General features: G+C 61.2%; 15 protein-coding genes. 8 read left to right on the top strand and 7 right to left on the bottom strand.

What is annotated here, in order from left to right:
• Positions 1-319 precede the first annotated feature (319 nt).
• Positions 320-901: a DinB family protein gene (locus GSQ93_RS13140; protein WP_158936109.1), complete on the top strand. Its 582-nt coding sequence runs from the start codon at positions 320-322 to the stop codon at positions 899-901.
• Positions 902-1,006: 105 nt separating this feature from the next.
• The gene (locus GSQ93_RS13135) at positions 1,007-1,753 is read left to right on the top strand and encodes a GntR family transcriptional regulator (RefSeq protein WP_089166381.1); all 747 of its coding nucleotides are present in this window, start codon (positions 1,007-1,009) and stop codon (positions 1,751-1,753) included.
• A 10-nt stretch (positions 1,754-1,763) separates the two neighbouring features.
• Here the strand turns inward: GSQ93_RS13135 and GSQ93_RS13130 are convergent, their stop codons facing one another.
• Positions 1,764-3,146 carry a CoA transferase gene (locus GSQ93_RS13130; RefSeq protein ID WP_158936108.1) on the bottom strand — a complete coding sequence of 461 codons (1,383 nt, stop codon included), beginning with the start codon at positions 3,144-3,146 and terminating at the stop codon, positions 1,764-1,766.
• A 190-nt stretch (positions 3,147-3,336) separates the two neighbouring features.
• Here GSQ93_RS13130 and mdtD point away from each other — a divergent pair, with 190 nt between their 5' ends.
• Together mdtD and GSQ93_RS13120 are read left to right on the top strand one after the other, a co-directional pair.
• The gene (mdtD, locus tag GSQ93_RS13125; protein ID WP_158936107.1) at positions 3,337-4,785 is read left to right on the top strand and encodes a multidrug transporter subunit MdtD; all 1,449 of its coding nucleotides are present in this window, start codon (positions 3,337-3,339) and stop codon (positions 4,783-4,785) included.
• Positions 4,786-5,465: 680 nt separating this feature from the next.
• A complete protein-coding gene (locus GSQ93_RS13120) occupies positions 5,466-6,740 on the top strand; it encodes an EAL domain-containing protein (RefSeq protein WP_158936106.1) in 1,275 nt (424 codons plus the stop codon).
• 33 nt (positions 6,741-6,773) lie between these two features.
• On the opposite strand, the gene GSQ93_RS13115 is transcribed toward GSQ93_RS13120, so the two are convergent.
• Both GSQ93_RS13115 and GSQ93_RS13110 read right to left on the bottom strand, forming a co-directional pair.
• Positions 6,774-8,831, bottom strand: a complete 2,058-nt coding sequence (locus GSQ93_RS13115) for a PAS domain-containing hybrid sensor histidine kinase/response regulator (protein WP_174254612.1) — start codon at positions 8,829-8,831, stop codon at positions 6,774-6,776.
• 3 nt (positions 8,832-8,834) lie between these two features.
• Positions 8,835-10,343, bottom strand: coding sequence for an ATPase domain-containing protein (locus GSQ93_RS13110; RefSeq protein WP_158936105.1), 1,509 nt, complete (start codon positions 10,341-10,343; stop codon positions 8,835-8,837).
• Positions 10,344-10,944: 601 nt separating this feature from the next.
• Here GSQ93_RS13110 and GSQ93_RS13105 point away from each other — a divergent pair.
• From GSQ93_RS13105 to serC, 3 genes are all read left to right on the top strand, one after another.
• Positions 10,945-12,816: a DUF3857 and transglutaminase domain-containing protein gene (locus tag GSQ93_RS13105; protein WP_158936104.1), complete on the top strand. Its 1,872-nt coding sequence runs from the start codon at positions 10,945-10,947 to the stop codon at positions 12,814-12,816.
• A gap of 142 nt (positions 12,817-12,958) precedes the next feature.
• A complete protein-coding gene (locus tag GSQ93_RS13100; RefSeq protein ID WP_158936103.1) occupies positions 12,959-14,332 on the top strand; it encodes a hypothetical protein in 1,374 nt (457 codons plus the stop codon).
• On the top strand, positions 14,329-15,420 hold the full coding sequence (gene serC, locus GSQ93_RS13095) for a 3-phosphoserine/phosphohydroxythreonine transaminase (protein ID WP_158936102.1): 1,092 nt from the start codon (positions 14,329-14,331) through the stop codon (positions 15,418-15,420). Before GSQ93_RS13100 ends, serC begins: the two co-directional genes overlap by 4 nt.
• Before the next feature lie 67 nt (positions 15,421-15,487).
• Here the strand turns inward: serC and GSQ93_RS13090 are convergent, their stop codons facing one another.
• The 4 genes from GSQ93_RS13090 to GSQ93_RS13075 all read right to left on the bottom strand — a co-directional run bounded on the left by GSQ93_RS13090 (position 15,488) and on the right by GSQ93_RS13075 (position 19,714).
• Entirely contained in the window at positions 15,488-16,309 is an 822-nt protein-coding gene (locus GSQ93_RS13090; RefSeq protein ID WP_158936101.1) for a LytTR family DNA-binding domain-containing protein, read from the bottom strand.
• Positions 16,310-16,356: 47 nt separating this feature from the next.
• A complete protein-coding gene (locus tag GSQ93_RS13085) occupies positions 16,357-17,535 on the bottom strand; it encodes a sensor histidine kinase (RefSeq protein WP_254073863.1) in 1,179 nt (392 codons plus the stop codon).
• 127 nt (positions 17,536-17,662) lie between these two features.
• Positions 17,663-18,175, bottom strand: a complete 513-nt coding sequence (locus GSQ93_RS13080; RefSeq protein WP_158936100.1) for a DUF6622 family protein — start codon at positions 18,173-18,175, stop codon at positions 17,663-17,665.
• 210 nt (positions 18,176-18,385) lie between these two features.
• Complete coding sequence (locus GSQ93_RS13075) at positions 18,386-19,714, bottom strand: esterase family protein (protein ID WP_158936122.1); 1,329 nt, start codon at positions 19,712-19,714, stop codon at positions 18,386-18,388.
• A gap of 365 nt (positions 19,715-20,079) precedes the next feature.
• Between GSQ93_RS13075 and GSQ93_RS13070 the strand changes: the two genes are divergently transcribed.
• Positions 20,080-20,319 (top strand): acyl carrier protein, encoded by a 240-nt coding sequence (locus tag GSQ93_RS13070; protein ID WP_158936099.1) that lies wholly within the window; start codon positions 20,080-20,082, stop codon positions 20,317-20,319.
• Positions 20,320-20,377: the final 58 nt, after the last annotated feature.

Raw genomic sequence — 20,377 nt, 5'->3', positions numbered from 1 at the left:
TCAGAACCTGTGTTCGGAGAAGGAGGGTTTCACACATCCTTCGCTCTGGCGAGCACCGTGCTTTTGGGGCACCTATGAATTAAAACTGCACGCTGTGGACACTTAGGGTAGCGTGGTTGAAAGCGTTTTCTTTGCTTCGTTTCTTTGTCGCTTTGGACAAAGAATGACGCGCCGCCACGCGCAGTGGCTAACAGTGATAAAGAGAAAATCCGACTCATGCAGACCACTAACACTGAAAGCAGCAACCCGGCATAAACTCCGACCGCTAACGCTAGAACCTACCAACCCCGACCAACCCCGTCGGCGCGAGCGAAAAACCATGTCAAACCTGCTTTCCCGCCATTTCCTCAGCATGGCCTATAACAGCGCGTGGTCGAATCATCGCCTGCTGAAGGCTTGCGCTTTACTGACCCAGGCGGATTTCGTCGCGCATCGAACGAACTTCTTCCCGTCGATCAAAGCAACGCTCAACCACAATCTGACCGTCGACTGGTTTTACATCGACGCGCTCGAACGCGAGCAACGCAACGAGCCGCCCCACCCCAAGATCATGTCTTTCTTCGATCCGGAAGAACCCTTCGATACCTGCGCCGACCTGCAGCGCGAGCAACGGCTGGCGGACCGGCGACTCATCGACTACTGCACTCATCTCACCGACGACACCCTCGAGCGTCAAGTCGCCCTCCTGCGCCCGCGCGCAAAACAGCAGGAAACCCGCACGCGGCTGCTCGGACATGTGTTCCAGCATCAGATTCATCATCGTGGGCAAGTGCATGCCATGCTGGCCGGCACATCGGTCGCTCCACCGCAGCTCGATGAATTTTTCTGCGATATCGATGCCGGGCTCCGCGCCGCCGATCTCGCCGAAATGGGCCTGAGCGAAGCGGCTGTCTGGGGATAAACCAAGGGTTCACCTGCCTCCGCCCACGGGTGCCGCTTCTCATTCAATCCCCGTCGCCGCGCTGCTTGTCTTAGAATCTGCCCTTGGTCCCCACTTCTGCGCTCTATGAACACGACATCGGAAGACCGCTGGCGCGACTTGCGCCCGGACCCGGACAGTGACACCCCGCTTTATCTCCAGCTCGCTCGCAAGCTAGGCAACGCGATCCACGACAACCGCTGGAACGCGGGTGAAGCGCTGCCCTCGGAACGCGTGTTGTCGGAGGCGCTCGGGGTATCGCGGATCACGTCGCGTAAAGCGATCGCGTTGCTGGTCGAACAAGGGCTGATCCGCCGCACGCAAGGCGCCGGGTCGTTCATAACACCGCGCTATGAAGATCCGCTGTCGCGGCTGTCGAGCTTCAGCGAAATGCTGCGTCGACGCGGTTTTACCCCCGGTTCGAAGTGGCTCTCACGCGTGATCGAGCCCGCGAATCGCGATGAAGTGATCCAGCTCGGGTTATCGCCGGCAGCGGCCGTGACACGCTTGCGGCGCTTGCGCACGGCCGACGGCATTGTGATGGCGGTTGAAAACTCCACCTTTCCAGCAGCGCTGATTCCCGATCCGCAGGCTGTCGGCGATTCGCTTTATAGCTTCCTGGAACAGCGCAATCTGTCGATCGTGCGAGCCCTGCAGCATTTCCGCGCGGTGAACGCGAGCGATGAGATCGCCGAGCAAATGGGCATTGCACCGCACGACGCGCTGCTGCTGATCACGCGCGTCGGGTATACGGCCGACCAGCGCCCGATCGAACTCACCGATACCTACTGCCGCAACGATTACTACGATTTCGTCGCGGAATTGCGCAAGTAGTCGCGCGTAATCACCACCAACGCGGCTGATCGGTCCCGATAGGCACCGGCGGCAAAGCCCAGTACGGCGGCGTCAGCAACATGCGTTCAGGCGGCTGCGTGCACGTGAGCGTTCCGAACGGCGAGTCGATGGTTTGCAGCATGTCTCGCACATCGTTGAGTTGCGGATCGGGCACATTCTGACCGCCTTCAAGCAGCCCCATCGATTGCAACCAGCGCCCGGTCCGCGCCAACGCCACCCGCACATGCCAGCTCCCGCCTTCGGTGGCGCGTCGTTGCAGCGCGATCATCGCGCCGAGTGCCGCGAGATAACCGGTGGCGTGATCGAGTGCCTGACACGGCAAGTGGCGCGGTTGCGTCTGACCCGCCGCTTGCGCTTCCGTCCACGCGATGCCGCTCGCCGATTGCACGAGGCTGTCGAAGCCGCGCCGTTGTGACCACGGGCCTTTGTGGCCATACGCCGATATCGTCACGTACACGATGCCCGGGCGCAGTCGCGCGACTTCTTCCGGTCCGAAGCCGTGTGCTGCCAGCGCGCCGGGGCGATAGCCTTGCAGGAATACGTCGGCATCTTTCAATAACGCGCGCAGCGATTCACGGCCGCTTGCTTCGCGAAGATCGAGCGTCGCCGAGCGCTTGCCGCGGCCGTTATCGATGACCAACGGCGGGATGTTCGGCAGATGCGGACCGTTGATGAGCAGGACATCGGCACCATGCTCGGCGAGCGTTCGCCCCGCAACCGGTCCCGCGATGATGCGGCTCAGGTCCAGCACGCGGACGTCCGACAAAGGCCGTTGCGGCTCGCTTTCACCGATTGGCTCGGGCGGGGCATCGTCGAGTTTGACGATCTCCAGCAGCGGTATTTCGGCAATCGCCTGAGCCTGCGGCGTAAGCGCCCATTCCTCCGGCGTGCGGATCAGCGCGGCGCACAGGCCGGCATCGGCGAGCGCGTCGTCCAGCCTTGCGCCATCCCAGTTGCGGATAGCCTGCGTGACGCCGGCGTGATCGTTCGCGCAGCCAAGCAGCTTCACCACACCGTCACGATGATGCTTGAAGTTCGTATGAAGCTGGATCCAGCGGCCGTCACGGGTCTCGTAGAAACCCATGAGCGGATCACGCAACTCCGGCGCTTTATCGGTTCCAATGCGCAAGTAGCGCTCGCTGCGAAACGCGATTGCGGCGCGGCGCGTGTAGATGTGCACGTCTTGCTGCCGCCCCGTGCGATGCCTGAAGCATTCCGCTGCCGCTAACGCCGACGCGCCCACGCTCGCCACCGCCAACGCACTCACCCGATACACCGACGGCAGTTGGCGTTCATCGCCGCTGACAGTGAGGTGGTTCAGCGCTTCGGGATCGCCCTGCGCCAGGCGCCAGAGTTCTTCGACAGGTTTCATGGCCATGCTCCTTCTCAATGCCGCTTGGTCCACCCGAGGTCTACGGGTTCACCCTAGATGATATCGATCGCCGGCACATCGAGCAGATTCCCGTCCGGTCAAATCGGCGCACCGATTGTGGCGCACATCGGTACGCAATCCGTGCGCACATCCACGTAAAATCACGGCACTCCCCCCGCCGGCTCCTTTCATGCCCGACACAATCCGCTCGAACGTTCCGCCCACGCCCTCGCCCCAATCGCTCACGATCATGCTGTGGCTGGTCGCCACGGGCTTTTTCATGCAGACGCTCGACTCGACCATCGTGAACACGGCTTTGCCGGCCATGGCAAAAAGCCTCGGTGAAGCGCCGCTGAAAATGCAGGGCGTGGTCATTGCGTATTCGCTGACCATGGCGACGGTCATTCCGTTTTCCGGCTGGCTCGCCGATAAACTCGGCACGCGCCATGTGTTCTTCAGCGCGATCCTGATCTTCACTATCGGCTCGTTGCTTTGCGCCAATGCTCACACGCTCATGCAACTCGTGATTTATCGCGTGGTGCAAGGGGTGGGTGGCGCCATGCTGCTGCCTGTCGGACGCCTCTCGTTGCTGCGCGTGGTGCCGGCCGAACGTTATCTCAGCGCCATGTCGTTCGTCGCCATTCCGGGGCTGATCGGGCCGCTTATCGGGCCGACGCTCGGCGGCTGGATCGTGCAGATCGCTTCATGGCACTGGATCTTTTTGATCAACGTGCCGGTTGGCGTGATCGGTTGTATTGCCACGCGGCTCTTCATGACCGATAGCCGCAACCCGTCCACCGCGCCCTTCGATCTCTCCGGGTATCTGCTACTCGCGGTCGGCATGATCGCGCTGACAATTTCACTCGATGGCCTCGCCGATCTCGGCCTTCAACACGCCATCGTGCTCGTGCTGCTCGTGCTGAGCATGGCGTGTTTTGTCGCGTACGGACTGCACGCCGTGCGCGTGCCTCAACCGATCTTCTCGCTCGATCTCTTCAAGATCCATACGTTCAGCGTCGGCTTGCTCGGTAACCTGTTTGCGCGGATTGGCAGTGGCGCCATGCCTTATTTGCTGCCGCTGCTGCTGCAGATCAGTCTCGGTTATTCGGCCTTCGAAGCCGGTCTCATGATGTTGCCCGTGGCCGCTGCGGGGATGGCGTCGAAGCGCATTGTCACGAGCCTGATCATGAAGCGCGGGTATCGGAAGGTGCTGATGGTGAATACGGTGCTTGTCGGACTCACCATGGCCAGTTTCTCGCTGACCAGCGCCGAGCAACCTCTTTGGTTGCGGCTCGTGCAACTGGCGTTCTTCGGCGGCGTCAACTCCATCCAGTTCACCGCGATGAACACGCTTACGCTGAAGGACCTCGGAACTGGCGGCGCCAGCAGCGGCAACAGTTTGTTTTCACTCGTGCAGATGTTGTCGATGAGTCTCGGCGTGACTATCGCCGGTGCTGTGCTCGCGACTTTTACCGGCATTCTGCCACGCGTGACCGCGACGAATTCACTGCCCGCCTTTCACGCTACGTTCCTCTGCGTCGGCATTATTACGGCTGCGTCAGCGTGGATCTTTGCGCAGCTTGGGCCGGAAATTCGTGCCGTGAATACTAAGAAGACTGATCCTTCGGAGGCGCATTGAACGGTGGTTTTTCGCTCGCGCCGGTGGACGGGGTTGGGGGGATTTTGGGGGCGATGCTGGGGTGCTGATTTCGGTGCTTGTGGTCTGCTGGAGTTGGCTCGTTTCTTTATCACTGTTAGCCACTGTGCGTGGCGGCACGTCATTTCCTGGTCCTTAGCGACAAAGAAACGAAGCAAAGAAAACGCTTTAACCGCTCTACCCTAAGTGTCCACAGCGTGCAGTTTCTATTCATAGGTGCCCCAAAAGCACGGTGCTCGCCAGAGCCACAGATGGGTGAAACCCTCCTTCTCCGTACACGGGTTCTGACACGCTTCGCCACCAGTGCCTGAACCCGCCAAAGGAGCACCCCACGTTATCCGCGTACAACCTCCCCCCTGACCTTCCACGTCACCGTTCGACCACCTGCGCGCGCGAGCGCCCGAGGACGATAACGCGCTATCGCGAATCATCACCGTGTGCGCACTGCACTACCGCAGTGCATGCAGCACTGGCGCCTCGCCCCGATGAAAACCCAAACCTTAGCCCTGCCCCGGCCGGGCCTGGTTTCGGCGGGAATATCTCAATTGTCCGGCAAATGCGCATATTTCTTGCTCTTCAGGGAATGGCCCTATCCTGTAAACTAGTTCTTTCCCGATGTTTACTCCCACTCGAGCCGCGTTCGAACGCCTGCCAAAACCACCATGAGCATGGTTGACCTCGACCCTCCCCGCTTTCAGCCACCTCGTCCCGTCGCGGAAGACGACGGTTCGCGGCGCACCGTCCTGTACGGCGAATACACGGTGTTCAGCGTTTTCCAACCCGTGTTCTCGGTGTCCCATCGGCGCGCCATCGGTTATCACGCGTCGCTGCGTGCCCGCGATGACTCCGGCCGGCAAGTCCCATCGCATGAAGTCTTCACGCAGGCAGCACGGCGCGGCGATCTGCTAGAACTCGGCCGGCTGGCCGAATCACTCCATCTGGGCAACTTCTTTTCCTTCGATAGCGACGACGAATGGCTGTTCCTCAGCCTCCACCCCGCCGCATTGATGGACACAAGCTACGGCGACGCGCTGCTGGCATCGCTGAAAAACATCGGGCTGCCGCCACAGCGCGTGGTGCTGGAAGTGCCCGAGCAAGCGGGTGGCGAGACCACGCGCTTCGCCGAGATCATCGATTCATTGCGCAAGTCCGGCTTTCTGATCGCGCTGGATGGCTTCGGCGTGAAGCATTCGAACATCGACCGCGTGTGGCATCTGCGGCCGGATATCGTGACGCTCGACCGCTGCATCCTGCAGCAAGCGAGCGAACATTCGCATATCGAACGCGTGCTACCGGGGCTTGTTTCCCTGCTGCACGAGTCCGGTCAACTGGTGTTGATGGGTGGACTAAGCACCGAACGCGACGCGCTGATCGCACTCGAATGCAACGTCGATTTCGTGCAGGGCGCGTATTTCGCCGGACCCAGCGTGGAAGCTGTGAAACCGCAAGCCGCACAAGGCGTGCTGGACGCGTTGTCGGCCGCGTCCCGCGAGCGCGTGGCCGCGCGCGAACGTACGCAGTCGGCGCGGCTTGCGCCGTATGTGGGTGCGCTGGAAACGGCGGCGGCGCGGCTGATCGAAGGCGAAACGCTCGCCAATGCAACCCGCACGCTATTGCAGCTTCACGAAACGGCGCGCTGTTTCCTGCTCGATGCATCCGGCCGGCAGATCGGCGACAACGTCTTGCCCGCCGCCCGTGCATCGCAACGGGCCAAGCGTTTCCGGCCTTTGTTGCATTCCGAAGGCGCGAGCTGGGAACGCCGGCCTTATTTCATCGAAGCATTGCGCACGCCAGACCGGGTTCATCTGACCGCACCGTATCTGTCGATCAACGAGGCGCACCTGTGCGTGACAGCGTCGATCGCCGCGCATACGCCGCGCGGCTTGCAGGTGCTATGTGTCGATATCAACTGGGACGTGACATCGCAACGGCGTTAGAACCCGCACGCGAAACGCACGCGGTCTAAAACGTCACACATGCGAGCGCGTCAGCGCAGCCTTCACGGTGCGCGCAAGATCGCCTATCTGAAACGGTTTCCTGAGCACCGCGTAGCCCTCCACGCGGTCCTTCGATACATCCACATCCGCGTATCCCGTCGCCAGGATCACAGGCAGTTGCGGACGCGAGCGCTTCGCTTCGGCAATCACTTCCAGACCGGTCATGCCGGGCATCGCGAAGTCGACCATCAACAAATCGGGATTGTCGGCCTGCAGCCGCTCCAGCCCCGCGCGACCATGCGATGCCTCGGTGACCGCGTAGCCAAGCATCTTCAGGCAATCGACGAGAAAGGTCCGCACGTCGACGTCGTCTTCAATCACGAGAATCCGCTCGTGCGCACCCGAAATCTCTTCGCCCGGCTCTGCAACCTTCGCTTCGGCCACCACGCGTTCGCGCAAAGGCAGCCATAACTCGACGGTCGTGCCCTCGCCCGGCTCGCTGTGAATCCGCGCCGTTCCGCCAGCCTGACGCGCAATACCATAGACCTGACTCAAGCCGAGACCCGTCCCCTTGCCGACCGGCTTGGTCGTGAAAAATGGATCGAAGACGCGCGTCAGTAACTCTGGCGCGATGCCCGTACCCGTATCGCTCACGCCGATCACCACATAGTGTCCCGACGGCACTGCTTCGTCGGGCGCTGCGCGCTGGCTCACGCTAATGGTCAGCAGGCCGCCGTCGGGCATTGCGTCGCGCGCGTTGATGGCTAGATTCAGAACGGCGAGTTCGAGCTGGTTGGCATCGGCGTCGGTCCAGGCTTCTTTTACATCGAAGCGGGTACCGAAATGAATGCCCGTTCCCAGCGATAACGTCAGCATGTCGCGCATGCCATGCAGCATCGAAATGACGTCGATAGCCTTCAGGTCCAGATTGCTGCTGCGTGAAAACGTCAGGAGCTGCCCGGTCAGTTTCGCGCCGCGTTCGGTTGCCCGCTTGACCGTCTGCGCCATGGTCTGCACGCGTTCATCACGGCTCACGCGCGTGATCAATTCCGCGTTGCCCATGATGACGTTCAGCAGGTTATTGAAGTCGTGGGCAATGCCGCCGGTCAGTTGCCCGAGCGCTTCCATCTTTTGCGCCTGCACGAGCACCGCCTGGACTTTCGCGCGCTCGTGAATCTCCTTCATCAACCGGTCGTTCGCCGACGCCAGTTCTTGCGTCCGTTCCGCAATACGGCTTTCCAGTGTGTCGTTCAACCGTTCGACTACAAGCTGGCTCGCGAGAATCTTCTCGTTGACTTCGTGACGGTCGGTGACATCCAGCGACACGCCGATGATCCGCGTCGTCGAGGTCCCCGAAACGCTGCCCGGCGCGCGCATCGGATGGCCGCGCGACTGGACCCAGTGAACCGTGCCGTCCGGCCAGATCACGCGATATTCGACCGTGAGGTTGGTGTTGGCATCGATGCAACTATCCAGCGCGCGTTGACGCATCTCGCGGTCATCGGGGTGCACCAGCCGGATGATCTGCGCGTAGTCCAGCGTCGGCCCCTTGTGTCCGTAGATCTTGCGGAACGCCTCGGTGGAGCGCAGCGCGCCGGTCTCCACATCGAGTTCCCACGATCCCAACTGGCCTGCCGCAAGCGCCAGATGCAGCCGTTCCTGCGCCTCCACGCGCTCGGCAAGCTGACGCCGCGCCTCGTATTGCCGCAAGCGCGCGCGCAACGCCGATGTCGCCGCGCGCCGCAACGTTTCCGCATTGAGCGGGCGCTCCAGCACCACGACGTTGCCCAGCAACTCAAGCCGGTCGAGCGCCTGTTTCGGGCGTCGGTCGGTGCGTTTGGTGGCGAGCAGGATCAGCGGAAAATCGGACCACGTCGGCTGCTGGCCGAGCCACTGGAAGAGCTGCGGCATGTCGCTGTCGGAGAGTGCTTCTTCCGCGATCAGCGCCGTGCCCGCGCCGCCGCGCAGCTCGGCACTCAGCATGGCGGCGTTGAGGCAGGTGAGACAGTTGCGGCCGTCCTTGCTCAGCACTTCGCCGACCACGTCTGCGTCGCGGCCGCGTGGGGCGAGGATCAGGACACGGTTTTCCACGGCTTAGCGGCCCCTCGCGTCGGGGCTTCCCAGCATGGCTGAGTCACCGCGATACGCCGGCAAGCCGGCGAGCACGCCATCGAAATCGCGCAGCGCTTCACTCAGCTCAAGGCCGCCGTTCGTCAGCCTGAACTGACGAATCGTGCGCTCATGCGCGCTGCCGCGGCTTTTGACAGCGGCGACTGCCGTCAACACCTCACCCTGATGCTCGAAGTAGCGGAACAGGATCATCACGTCGCTGAGATAGCTGATGTCGATGTCCGTCTGCACCTCGCCCACAATGCCGTGCTGGCCGAGCACGAGCATCGTCACAATGCCGCGCTGGTTGAGGTAGCCAAGCAACTCGTGCATTTGCAGCAGCAGGTAACGCTCGCCGGGCATCGCCTGCAGATACGCGTTCAGGCTGTCGATAGCCACATACGTCACGCCTTCGTCTTCCACGGCCTGACGTACGTCGCTGGTGAACTGGCCGGGCGACATCTCGGCGGGATCGATCTGGCGCAAGGTCAGCAGACCGTTGTCGAGATAGGTCGAGAGATCCATGCCGAGCGACTTTGAACGCATCATCAGCGTGCCGAGCGTTTCATCGAAGAGATAGTAAATGCAGCGCTCGCCACGCTTGAGCGCCGCCCTGAGGCAACACACGACGGTCGTGGTCTTGCCAACGCCGGACGGCCCGATCAGCAACGCGTTCGTGCCGGGAATCAGGCCGCCGCCGAGCATCGCGTTAAGGCCCTCCGACCCGGTCGATACCGGTGTGTTCGCGAATTCCGCGTGATGTTCGGCGGCCACCAGGCGCGGGTAGACATCAATGCCGCCGGTCTCCAGCGTGAAGTCGTGGAAGCCTTCGCGAAATTTGATCCCGCGCATTTTTGCCACGCGTACGCGGCGACGCGCGCCGCCGTAGTCGTGGACAAGCTGGTCGAGGCTGATCACGCCATGCGCAATGCTGTGAAGCTGCAGGTCGTTGGGGTCGGAGGTGTTGTCGTCGAGCAGGTATACCGTGCATTCGCGCGTCGCGAAATAGCGCTTGAGTGCGAGGATCTGGCGCCTGTATCGCAGCGGGTTCTGCGATAGCAATCGTAGTTCTGACAAGCTGTCCAGGACGATCCGCACGGGCTTGAGGGTTTCAACCTGGCGCATCACGTTTTCGACGGTCTCGCCAAGCTCCACTTCGGCCGGATGCAGGATGGATTGCTCGTATTCTGGGTCGAGGCCTTCGTCGGAGAGGAGTTCGATGATGGACAACGCATCGACGTTCCAGCCGTGGGCATCGGCGACTGCCAGGAGCTCAGAGCGGGTCTCGGAGAGGGTGATGTACAGCCCCGCTTCACCCAGTTCTGCGCCCTTCAGTAAATATTGCAGCGCAAGGGTGGTTTTTCCCGCCCCCGGCGACCCCTCGATAAGGTACACACGATTCGGCGTCAGTCCGCCGCCCAGGATGTTGTCTAGGCCGGTGATGCCCGTTGACATGCGTGGCGCGGGAAGGGGTGACTGACGTTGTGTGCTCATAGTGGGAATAGGATTTAATGGGTGTAGCGAATGGGTGTAGCGATGTCGCAGGGCGCTCGGCCGAGGTCGGATCTCGCTCCCAATTAACCGCCAATATGTCAGGTAAAAGCAAAGAACAGGCCTAGGGGTCGGGTTTTTGCTCGCGCCGGTGGACGGGGGTTGTGCTGGGGGTGTCAGGCTCTTGGGGTAGCGGTCGGGGTTGGTGCCGGGGTGGTGCTTTCGGCGTTCGTGGTCTGCCTGAGTCGGATTTTCTCTTCATCACTTTTAACCACTCTGCGTGGCGGCACGTCATTTCTGTCCAAAGCGACAAAGAAACGAAGCAAAGAAAACGCTTTCAAAACAAGGGCTCGTAAGTGTCCACAGCGTGCAGTTTTCATTCATGGGTACCCCAAACGCACGGTGCTCGCCAGAGCGGAGGATGTGTGAAACCCTCCTTCTCCGAACACAGGTTTCGACACGCTTCGCCACCAGTGACTGAACCCGCCCAAGGGACACCCCGCGCTATCCGCGGACAACCGACCACCAAGTGTGTGTGCGCGTCGGGACTCGTCGCCAACTCTCCTCAAAATGAGGTAAACCGTCCTTCATGAGTTCGAGTTCAATGCGTCTTAAACACCATGTGTTGCTGGCCGCTTCGCTGGCATGTCTTGCATCGCCCGCCTTCGCCGCCGAGACCATCGAAGCGCAGCCGTCCTCGCTTGTCAGCGACGTTCATACCTTCATCGTCGCGGAAGACGGGTCGTTGACCGAGGACGATGAAACCACCCTCCGCGCGAATACGCCGGCAGGTGTCGGCGAAATCGCGCAACGCTACATCTGGTTCGATAAATCGACGTCAACCATCAACATAAGCAATGCCTACTCGCTCAGCCCCGACGGCATCAAGCACATCGTGACACCCGATCAGATCCGCGAGATCCAGGAGCCACGTTCGGCAGGTGCGCCCACGTTCGAGGACGCTCGCTTGAAAGCAGTGATCTTTCCCGGGGTGAGCGCGGGATCCGTCGTCCATCTCCAGTTTCATAAAACGCAGTCGAAAGCAGTCATCGCAGGGCAATTCGATTATTTCGTTGAACCCGGGCGTGGCCCAGTGGAAAACCAACGGCTGATCTTCGACTTGCCCGCCGACAAACCCCTCTATGCCGATGCGCGCGGTTATATCGCCGTGCCACCGGTGACACAGGGCGGCCGCACGCGCTACGAATTCGACTACAGCCGCGCCCACTACGATCGGGTGGAAGCGGGCTCGGTCGGCTATGCGCAGTACGGTGACCGGCTGATGGTGTCCACGTTCCCCGACTACCAGAGCTTTGCCGCGAGTTATCGGGACGGCACTGTTGATCCGAGCGCGGACGATCCGGCCGTGCGGACGCTCGCACAATCGCTCACGCGCAACGAGACCGATGCACACGCGAAAGCGGCCACGCTTTACGACTGGGTACGCCACAACATCCGCTACGTGTCGCTGTTCCTGGGGCAAAGTCCTGCCATCCCCCACCATGCCGCCGATATCCTCGCCAACCGATACGGCGACTGCAAGGACTATGTCGCGCTCTACGGCGCGCTGCTGGCTGCAGTGGGTATCGACAACGAGCCGGCCTTGATCAGCCTCGGCTCGGTCTATACGCTGCCATCCGTGCCGGGCTATGGCGGCAGCGCAATCAATCACGTCATCACGTGGCTGCCGAGTCTGGGAATGTATGCCGACTCAACGGCCCTGAGTATCGAGTTCGGCGCTCTGCCGCTCGCGGACATGGACCGCCCTACGCTGCTGGTCAACGACGGCACGCTGTCACGAACGCCCGCGACCGAGCCGCTGTCACGCACGGCGCGCTTGCAGATCGAGGTATCGCCCGATGGCTCGGCCGCGTTCGCCGATCAGGTGGAAGACGCCGGATGGAGCACCGGGCCAGAGCGTGCAACTCTGCTCCACGCGACTGCCGAGCGCCGCAAGCAGATCGCCGATGCCCGCCTTCGGGCAACAGGCCTGCGCGGTGTCGCCACACTAAACGCCACCGACCTGGACGCCAGTAACGGCCCGCTGAGCACCATGATCAATGGAACGCTCGACGATGTCGTTTGGCCCACCGGCACGACCGCCCTGCCCGCACTGACAAGCCTGTCCGGCGGGATCGCCACGCAGGTCGAGAACCTCCTCGCCGAGCGCGTGCGGACCCAGCCGTTCATGTGCACCGGAGGCGCGTTCGATGAAGTCGCGCAAGTCACCTTGCCAAAGACGGTTCGCGTCACCGATGTCCCAACCAATGCCAGCTTCACGACCGCGTTTTTCGATTATTCATCGCGTTATGTCTTCGATCCCGCGACGAACCTGTTTCAGGCAGAACGCCATCTGAAGGCGAACTTCGGCAAGCAGGTTTGCACGCCCGCGGACTTCATCGCCATGCAACCGGTGTTGAAGCGAATCGAACGGGACACCGATGCCCAGATCATCGTCAAGGCGATGGAGCCGTGACAGTGTCCGCGTTGACGCGCGTTCGACCGCCGCGTAAGTTTTCGTTACGCTGGCGAGCACGGCTGTAACCGGAATGTCGGGCGACGCCGCTATGCTGCAAAACCAGCATTTGATGGAACGTCCCGATGCGCACGGCCACGCCATGATCCAAGAATCCGACACCACACCCAAACCTCCGTCCGCGCCGATCGATCGTTTAAGCGCGATCGCGTCGACAGATCCATCGGTTCACCGCGCACTCGCCGATACATCCCGCCAAGCCGGCGATGAACTCGGCGCGCTCGCCCATCTGATCGCGGCCCATACCCTCGATGCGTATGCGACCAGCACGCCGGACGCGCGCACGAATAGCCTGTGCGACGTCGCCACGGGCTATTTCATGAAGGGCGATCACGCCGTCGCCGCCCGCTGGTATGCGCTCGTGCTTACGCTTGATCCGGATGTCGCCGTCGCGTGCCAGAACCTCGCGGCTATCCACGCAGGTGAAGGAAACGATGCTCTTGCCGAGATTTATCGCGAACGCGCTTATGGAATCCAGCGGGTTTTTGTCGAAGAGACGGCGGGCTGGACGCGCTCTGTCCTGATCCTGTGCACGGGCAAAGGGACAGGCAATGTGCCGTTCGATGCGTTGTTGCCAGGCGGCAGGAATCGCCGTATCAAGTACGCAATCGACTACGCTGCCGGCGACGAAGACGCGCAACTTCCCGCCTTCGATCTCGTGTTCAACGCGATCGGCGATCCGGATATTGCAGCGCCGCTTGAGAGCAGGCTCGCGTGTTTCGAGGCGCAATGTTCGCGTCCGTTGCTTAACCCGAACTCGGCGATCACGCCGACCTCGCGGCATAAGCTACCCGCGCTGCTTGATGGCATCGATGACGTACAGACCGCGCCGTGCGTGCGGTATGACGATCAAAGCGAAGGGCAGGACGTCGGAGCACTCGCTTCGCTGCTCGCCGATCACGGCGTTAAGTTTCCTCTGCTGGTGCGCCCCGTTGCCGCTCACGGTGGCGACGGCCTCGTTCTGTGCGACACAATCGAGGCACTTGAAAGCCGTTTATCGACGGAAGAAGGCCCTCAGTATCTGACAGCATTTCGCGATTGCCAGTCGGCCGATGGCTTCTACCGCAAGTACCGCGTGATCTACGTTGACCGACAGCCGCTTCCCTATCATCTCGTGATATCGCCGCATTGGATTGCGCATTATTTTTCCGCCGAAATGGAAGGCCACGCGTGGAAGCTCAATGAGGAACGGCGCTTCCTGCAAGACCCGCGCACGGCACTCGGCGAGCGCGCGATGGACGCTATTGCGGCTATCGGCCAGCGGCTTGATCTGGACTACGGCGGCATCGATTTCACGCTTCTGCCTGACGGCCAGGTCTTCGTGTTCGAAGCCAACGCGACCATGCTCGCGCACTACGAGCGCGATAGCGGCGTGCTCGCTCACAAGAATCAACATGTGCAACATATCGTCGATGCGTTCGAGCACATGCTCACGCGCCGGACAGCGGCTGAATGAACAAGACCATGAACTTCTCGGGCGGACCGGGTGCGTTGCCGGCGTCGGTGCTGCGCGAAACGAGCGTTGCTATCGAAGCATTGCCAGAGACGGGTCTGTCGGTGCTGGGAATGAGTCATCGATCCGACTGGTTCCGCGGCGTGCTCGATGAAGCCGAGCGCAACCTGCGCGTGCTGCTCAGCATTCCCGGCAACTATCACGTGCTGTTCATGCAGGGCGGCAGCAGCCTGCAGTTCTCCATGCTGCCGATGAACTTCCTGCGCGGCAGCGGCAAGCATGCCGAATACATTGTGTCGGGTTACTGGAGCGCCAAGGCGCCGGTTGAAGCGCGGCACGAAGGAAAAACGAGTGTGGTGTGGGATGGTAGTGCGGAGGGGTATCGCCGCTTGCCTGCGCCCGAAGAGTTGCATCTCGCGCCGGACGCGGCCTACCTGCACTACGTGTCCAACGAAACGGTCGAGGGACTGGAATTCACCGACATTCCTGGCCTGCGCGAGGTGCCGCTGGTCTGCGACATGTCCTCCAATCTGCTGGCTGCGCCGCTCGATATCAACCGTTACGCAATGATCTATGCGCACGCACAGAAGAACCTCGGGCCGGCCGGTGTCACGGTGGTGATCCTGCGCGATGAATTCGCTCAACGGGCCACGCATGCGTTGCCGACGTTCCTTGATTATCGGACGCACATTCAAGCGCGTTCGGTGTACAACACGCCGCCAGTGTTTGCCATCTACGTATTGATGCTGGTGACACGCTGGCTGCGCGATGAAATAGGCGGTGTGGCAAACATGGCGGCGATCAACCGTGCGAAATCGGAGCGGCTGTATCGTGCCCTCGATGCCGAGCCGGATTTCTATCGCGTGCATGGCGAGCGGGCTTGCCGGTCGACCATGAACGTCGCTTTCCGTTTGCCCGATGCAGCCATGGAAGCCCAGTTCATCGATAACGCCCGCCGCGCAGGCTTGCATGGACTGGAAGGACATCGATCCATCGGCGGCCTGCGCGCTTCGCTATACAACGCGGTGACGCCCGAAGCGGTCGAGGCGTTGTCGGCGTGGCTGGGTGAGTTTCGCCGGGTGCGGGGTTAGGCGGCGACGGTAAGTGCGGCGAAGGCGTATTGAAGCCGCCGTTCCCGCGTGTATGGCGCCCGTTCGATCAAAGGCCTTTGAACCTGTCAGCGTAAAGACGGCTCACGCTCAGCTTGTCCGGGTGGCCACGCAACGTTAGCGTGAGCTTGCCGCTGTCATCGCGTAACGCACTGGCGATCGCATCACAACGCACAAGCGTGCTCCGATGAACCTGCCAGAAGCACTCCGGATCAAGTTGCAAGTGCAGTTCACGCAGCGAGATCCTGATCAGATGTTCGCGATCGGCCGTGATCATCCGAACGTATTTATCGGCGGCTTCGAAATACAGCACGTCCGCTATCGGCACCATGGTTATCGTGTTGCCGGCGCTCGCCTGAATCAGCCGCAGCGGACTTGCGGGCGCAGGTTTTCCCTGCGGGCTAGCGGCATCGGCATGCAAGAGCTCACGCAACGTATGAATGGCCGCGTCCAGCGACGGCTCCACTGCCGGCGATTGCGTCCTCTGCCGCAATGCGGCTTGCAAACGCACACAGGTCTTTTCCAGGCGATCGGGCTGCACGGGCTTCAGCACATAGTCAACCGCTGCATGCTCGAACGCGTGCAATGCATATTGATCGTAGGCGGTCACGAACACCAGCAACGGGAACGGTTTGGCAAGGTCCGGCCAGTCTTCGGCAAGCGCTTGTGCGACCTCCAGTCCCGTCATGCCGGGCATGCGGATATCGAGGAAAAGCACGTCCGGTTGCAGCGCCAACGCCTGCTCGACTGCGGCCGCGCCATTGGCCACGCTCGCGACGCAATGCAGGTCCGGCCATATCCGTGTCAACTGGGCCTGCAGGTCTGCGGCCAGCAACGCTTCGTCTTCGGCAATCAGGACGGTGGCTTTCATGATCGGCTCGGAATGGTCTGTGGTCAGAATCAACTCAGCAGCCAGAATCAAGATACAGGAAGGCGGACGATAGCGAGAGTACCGCCCTCGTCATCGCCAGCGGCAACGAGTTCAAGCGACGCGCTTTTACCGTATAGCGCAGCAAGCCGTTCACGAACCTGCTGGATGCCAAAACGGCTTCCGCCGGGCGGCGAACCACCCAGATCCGCACCGCCCCCGCCGTCAATCCCCGCGCCGGTATCGCGGACACTCAGCACGAGTGTGCCGCCTTCGCGCTGCGCACTCACCCGAATCCAGCCGCCAGCAACCTTAGGTTCAAGTCCATGCTTGATGGCATTCTCGACCAGAGGTTGCAGCAACAGCGGCGGCACAGACAACCGGCCAAGCTCGTCGGCAAAATCGAGCTGCCTGCTCAAGCGCGTTCCCATGCGCGTCTGCATCAACTCAAGATAATCGTCGATACGCGCAAACTCCTCGGACAACGAATGCGATCCCAATCCCGAGCGTGAGGCGTCAAGCGTCGCCCGCAGGAATGCAATCAGCCGGTCGAGCATGGCTTGGGCACGCGGTGGATCTTGCGCGATCAGCACCCGCAGATTGGCCAGCGTGTTGAACAGCATGTGCGGTTCGAGTTGCGACTCCAGCAGCTTGAGCTGGCTCTCGGCGGCACTTCGCAGCGCGGCCTCAGTGCGGATTTGCAGGGCGGCCATGCGGCTTCGGGCGTAAAAAAAATAGGTGATGCCCAACGACAGCACGAACACACCGGTCATGCTCAGCAACACTGCCCGGGGGTTGCCCGTGATCGCGACCGATGCGTGCTGCACGCCGGTCAACCAATCGCCGAGCATGTGTCCGGCTGCATAGCCCCCTACGCCCGACACCACGATCCATGGAATCATCAGGCTCCAGCCGGGCCAGTTGCGCTGCGCGTCGAAGTTATCGGGGGTACGCTGGCGAATCCGATAGGCCAGCCCATAGCGCCCTACCTCGATGAATCCCTGAATGAACAATGTGCTGCAAAGGGAATAGATCAGGTTGCTCGCGAACGAATCGCGATATACCGAGTAGTAGAACAAGGTGCTCGCTATCGATACCGGGATAAATATCCGCAGTTCGCGCCATAGCAGGTTCGGGAGGATATGAGCGTGGCGCATGCAATGGGCAGTGGTGGTATGCGGTGATTCAGGCGTGGCCTGAGCCATCCGGTTGTTCGTCGGCCCGGTCACGGAGCCAGTCGACCCATTGCGCGGATTCTACGCGTAGCGGGTTGTAGCAGGTGACGGGATGCACGAGACCCTAACGGCAACGAAGCTCGTCGTGCATCCAGCGAGAATAAGCCGCTCGACACGCCAGTCAATAAGCCATGCTGGACGGCTCGGATCCCCGGGCGGTGCGCCACATAGCCAGACCGCGCGCGAGGAAGACGCCGCTAAAAGCGCCGTACGCCAAACTCACCGATACCGCGAACAACCCGTCGATGCTCAGATCGGGATGCATCGCCAGCATGACGTTCGCACCGAACTTGATGATGAACAGGCCGAGCATCAGCAGCAGAGGAACCCAGCTTCCGGGTACGAGCAGACGCTGCTCGTCAGCAAGCCAGCGGACCTTGCCGCCTATGCCGGAAGCGTGGCATATCGTGAAAGCGGCGAGCATCGCCGCTGCCCACGCGACCAGCGCGGTGGGCTGCGCGGCGAACACTGACACAACGCCATAAAACGAGAGTGCAGCCATCGCGACTGGCATTACCGTCGCGGCGCGCAGCGTCCGGTGCTGTGGCTTCGACTGCGAGACGCCGAGGGAAACTAGCCCGGCGAGCAAAAACCAGACCCAATGCGGTGTGCGTTGAAGAATGTCGATGAGCATGATGATCGTCCTTATCCGTGGAGGAGATTTCGATAATGCTCATGGTCAACATTCGCCTCGCGCGTCGCTATCGGTTTGCGACGAGATGACACATTGCGGCGCGAAACGCATCGGGCGCGGCGCGAGTGGTGACAGCAAAAATGCCCATACAAATGCCAACGGCCCACCAGACACGCGCCCATCGGCGAGTCGGGAAAGCGATCAGCCGTTTCAACGCACCGGCGCCGGGTAGTCTTTCCACAGCCATTCAAGTGCTTCTGCCATGGTTTGCGCTTCGGTGGCGTCATCGACGTGACCGGCATTGCGGGAAAACACGAATTGGTACTGGTAGCCTTTGGCGGCGAGTACACGCGCCATATCCTCGTTGGCCAGGGTCCAGTCATGCATGCCATCCGCAAGCGCACCGACCAGATAGAAAAAATCCCGGTCGCCTGCTTCGAACCAGAACCGGATCGGCTTGCGCGGCGAATTCGGGATCAACGGCGCGCTATTGGACCCGCTTGCAGGCGCCACAGTATTTTCCGACGCGGTGGGGTTTGGCTTGATCGGCCCCGGCCACGCAGAGTGGTATTGCCACGCACCACCCGGGAGTGCTTTGTCATGCGGCCATTGCTGGTTCACCATCGTTGGCGAGTAGCCAAGCACGCGGCGATAGAGATCGGGATGGAACCAGGCCATGGTAAAGGCGGCAGCAGCACTGGAGCTGAAGCCCATGGTCGCGCGGCGATCCGGATCCTTCGTCAACAACACATGCGTATTCTGTTCGACGCGCGGCAATACCTCCCGCTCGACCCATTCGGCGTACGTGCCGGAAACGGTGTCATATTCGCGGCCCCGTTGACTGCCCTGCACATCCTGTCCGCCGGCGCCTATGCCGATAGCCACCATCGGCGGCAGCTTGTGCGCGTGGATAAGGTTGTCCAGCACGTTGAACAGCATCTGTTGGTTGAAGAAGCTCTGCCGGCCGCCATCGCCGTACACGATGAACGGCGCTGCTGTGCCCGGTACATAATCGGCCGGCACATAGACATCGACCTCACGGCTCCAATCGCCGGCGTGGCTCTCGGGCACCAGAAGATCGGATTTGTCGCCTGGAACAGTGGAGGCAGTATTTACCGCCGAATTCCAGCAGTCGGGAATATCGTCACGAACCAGGCCGGTCTGGTAGATGACACTGTCTGCCGAGTGCATGACGAAGCTATGCACCGTGCCGTGGGGCACGTCTGCGTGAGCGACAGCCTCTGGGGACGGCCGATGCGTCGGGCCGATGATGAAGTTGCCGTCGCTATTGATTGATGGCAACTGGCCATCCGGCAGTTCCGTCGCTTTTGGATAGTTCGGATTGTGAGGGTCGCGGGTGGGTGGCGTCGTTCTCAAATCCAGCCCCGCCGTATCGATGAAGAACGGCGCCTTCGGATTGGTCGTGTTGGCGCCAGCCGGAACCGAGGCATTGGCCGGTACGCAAACCGCAGCGATTGCCGGCAGGGCGGCAGTCGTTGACAGCAGTGCAACCACGAGAACAGCGTGGGCTTTGTTCATCGGTGATCTCCTCCCTCTCCGGGCACGCCGGCCGGTTTCAACTAATGCCCGATCAGGTTGTTCTTCGTATTCAAATCGGGCTTGAACGCGGTTTTCATTGAATCGTCGCAGCCCAATTCTCAGGATGCGAGAGGCGCATCGATATATTTCTCCTGCATAAAAAAGCCTCCAATCACCGTGGATTTCTGAATCATGCACTTAATGTGTGCGTTCCCGCACCGTGAATGATTATCAGCGTGACGTACCTTGATTGCATCGTCGGAGTACCGAAGGCTGATGCCCCGGCGTAAATAAAAGAAGGGATATCGGCGTAACACACTAAAGCCGTCACCCAACAACGACCACAGCGCAATCCGGGGTTTTCAGTGACCGAAGCTCAAATCTATCAAAAATTGACCGACGTGTTCCGCGATGTTTTCGATGACGAAGACATCGTGCCGACCGCCAAGACAACGGCCGCGGACGTCGACGGCTGGGACAGCCTCGCGCATATCCGCTTGATCCTGACAGTCGAGAAGGCCTTCGGGGTCAAGTTCGCCGCGTCGGATGTTGCCGGCATGAAAAACGTGGGTGAGTTCGTTCACTTGATCGAATCGCGTGGTTAGGACTACCTAACTGTCATCCCTTGCCGTTCGATCCCTTGCTGGTCCAGTGAGACTGCTC

This window comes from Burkholderia sp. S171, from assembly GCF_009766085.1.
Taxonomy (GTDB): domain Bacteria; phylum Pseudomonadota; class Gammaproteobacteria; order Burkholderiales; family Burkholderiaceae; genus Caballeronia.
This window is presented reverse-complemented; position numbering and strand designations above follow the sequence as displayed.

What these genes read in the sequence shown, in the direction of transcription:
- GSQ93_RS13140 (WP_158936109.1), top strand. Translation starts at nt 320, where the DNA reads ATGTCAAACCTGCTTTCCCGCCATTTCCTCAGCATGGCCTATAACAGC.
- GSQ93_RS13135 (WP_089166381.1), top strand. Translation starts at nt 1,007, where the DNA reads ATGAACACGACATCGGAAGACCGCTGGCGCGACTTGCGCCCGGACCCG.
- GSQ93_RS13130 (WP_158936108.1), bottom strand. Translation starts at nt 3,146, where the DNA reads ATGAAACCTGTCGAAGAACTCTGGCGCCTGGCGCAGGGCGATCCCGAA.
- mdtD (WP_158936107.1), top strand. Translation starts at nt 3,337, where the DNA reads ATGCCCGACACAATCCGCTCGAACGTTCCGCCCACGCCCTCGCCCCAA.
- GSQ93_RS13120 (WP_158936106.1), top strand. Translation starts at nt 5,466, where the DNA reads ATGAGCATGGTTGACCTCGACCCTCCCCGCTTTCAGCCACCTCGTCCC.
- GSQ93_RS13110 (WP_158936105.1), bottom strand. Translation starts at nt 10,343, where the DNA reads ATGAGCACACAACGTCAGTCACCCCTTCCCGCGCCACGCATGTCAACG.
- GSQ93_RS13105 (WP_158936104.1), top strand. Translation starts at nt 10,945, where the DNA reads ATGCGTCTTAAACACCATGTGTTGCTGGCCGCTTCGCTGGCATGTCTT.
- GSQ93_RS13100 (WP_158936103.1), top strand. Translation starts at nt 12,959, where the DNA reads ATGATCCAAGAATCCGACACCACACCCAAACCTCCGTCCGCGCCGATC.
- serC (WP_158936102.1), top strand. Translation starts at nt 14,329, where the DNA reads ATGAACAAGACCATGAACTTCTCGGGCGGACCGGGTGCGTTGCCGGCG.
- GSQ93_RS13090 (WP_158936101.1), bottom strand. Translation starts at nt 16,309, where the DNA reads ATGAAAGCCACCGTCCTGATTGCCGAAGACGAAGCGTTGCTGGCCGCA.
- GSQ93_RS13080 (WP_158936100.1), bottom strand. Translation starts at nt 18,175, where the DNA reads ATGCTCATCGACATTCTTCAACGCACACCGCATTGGGTCTGGTTTTTG.
- GSQ93_RS13075 (WP_158936122.1), bottom strand. Translation starts at nt 19,714, where the DNA reads ATGAACAAAGCCCACGCTGTTCTCGTGGTTGCACTGCTGTCAACGACT.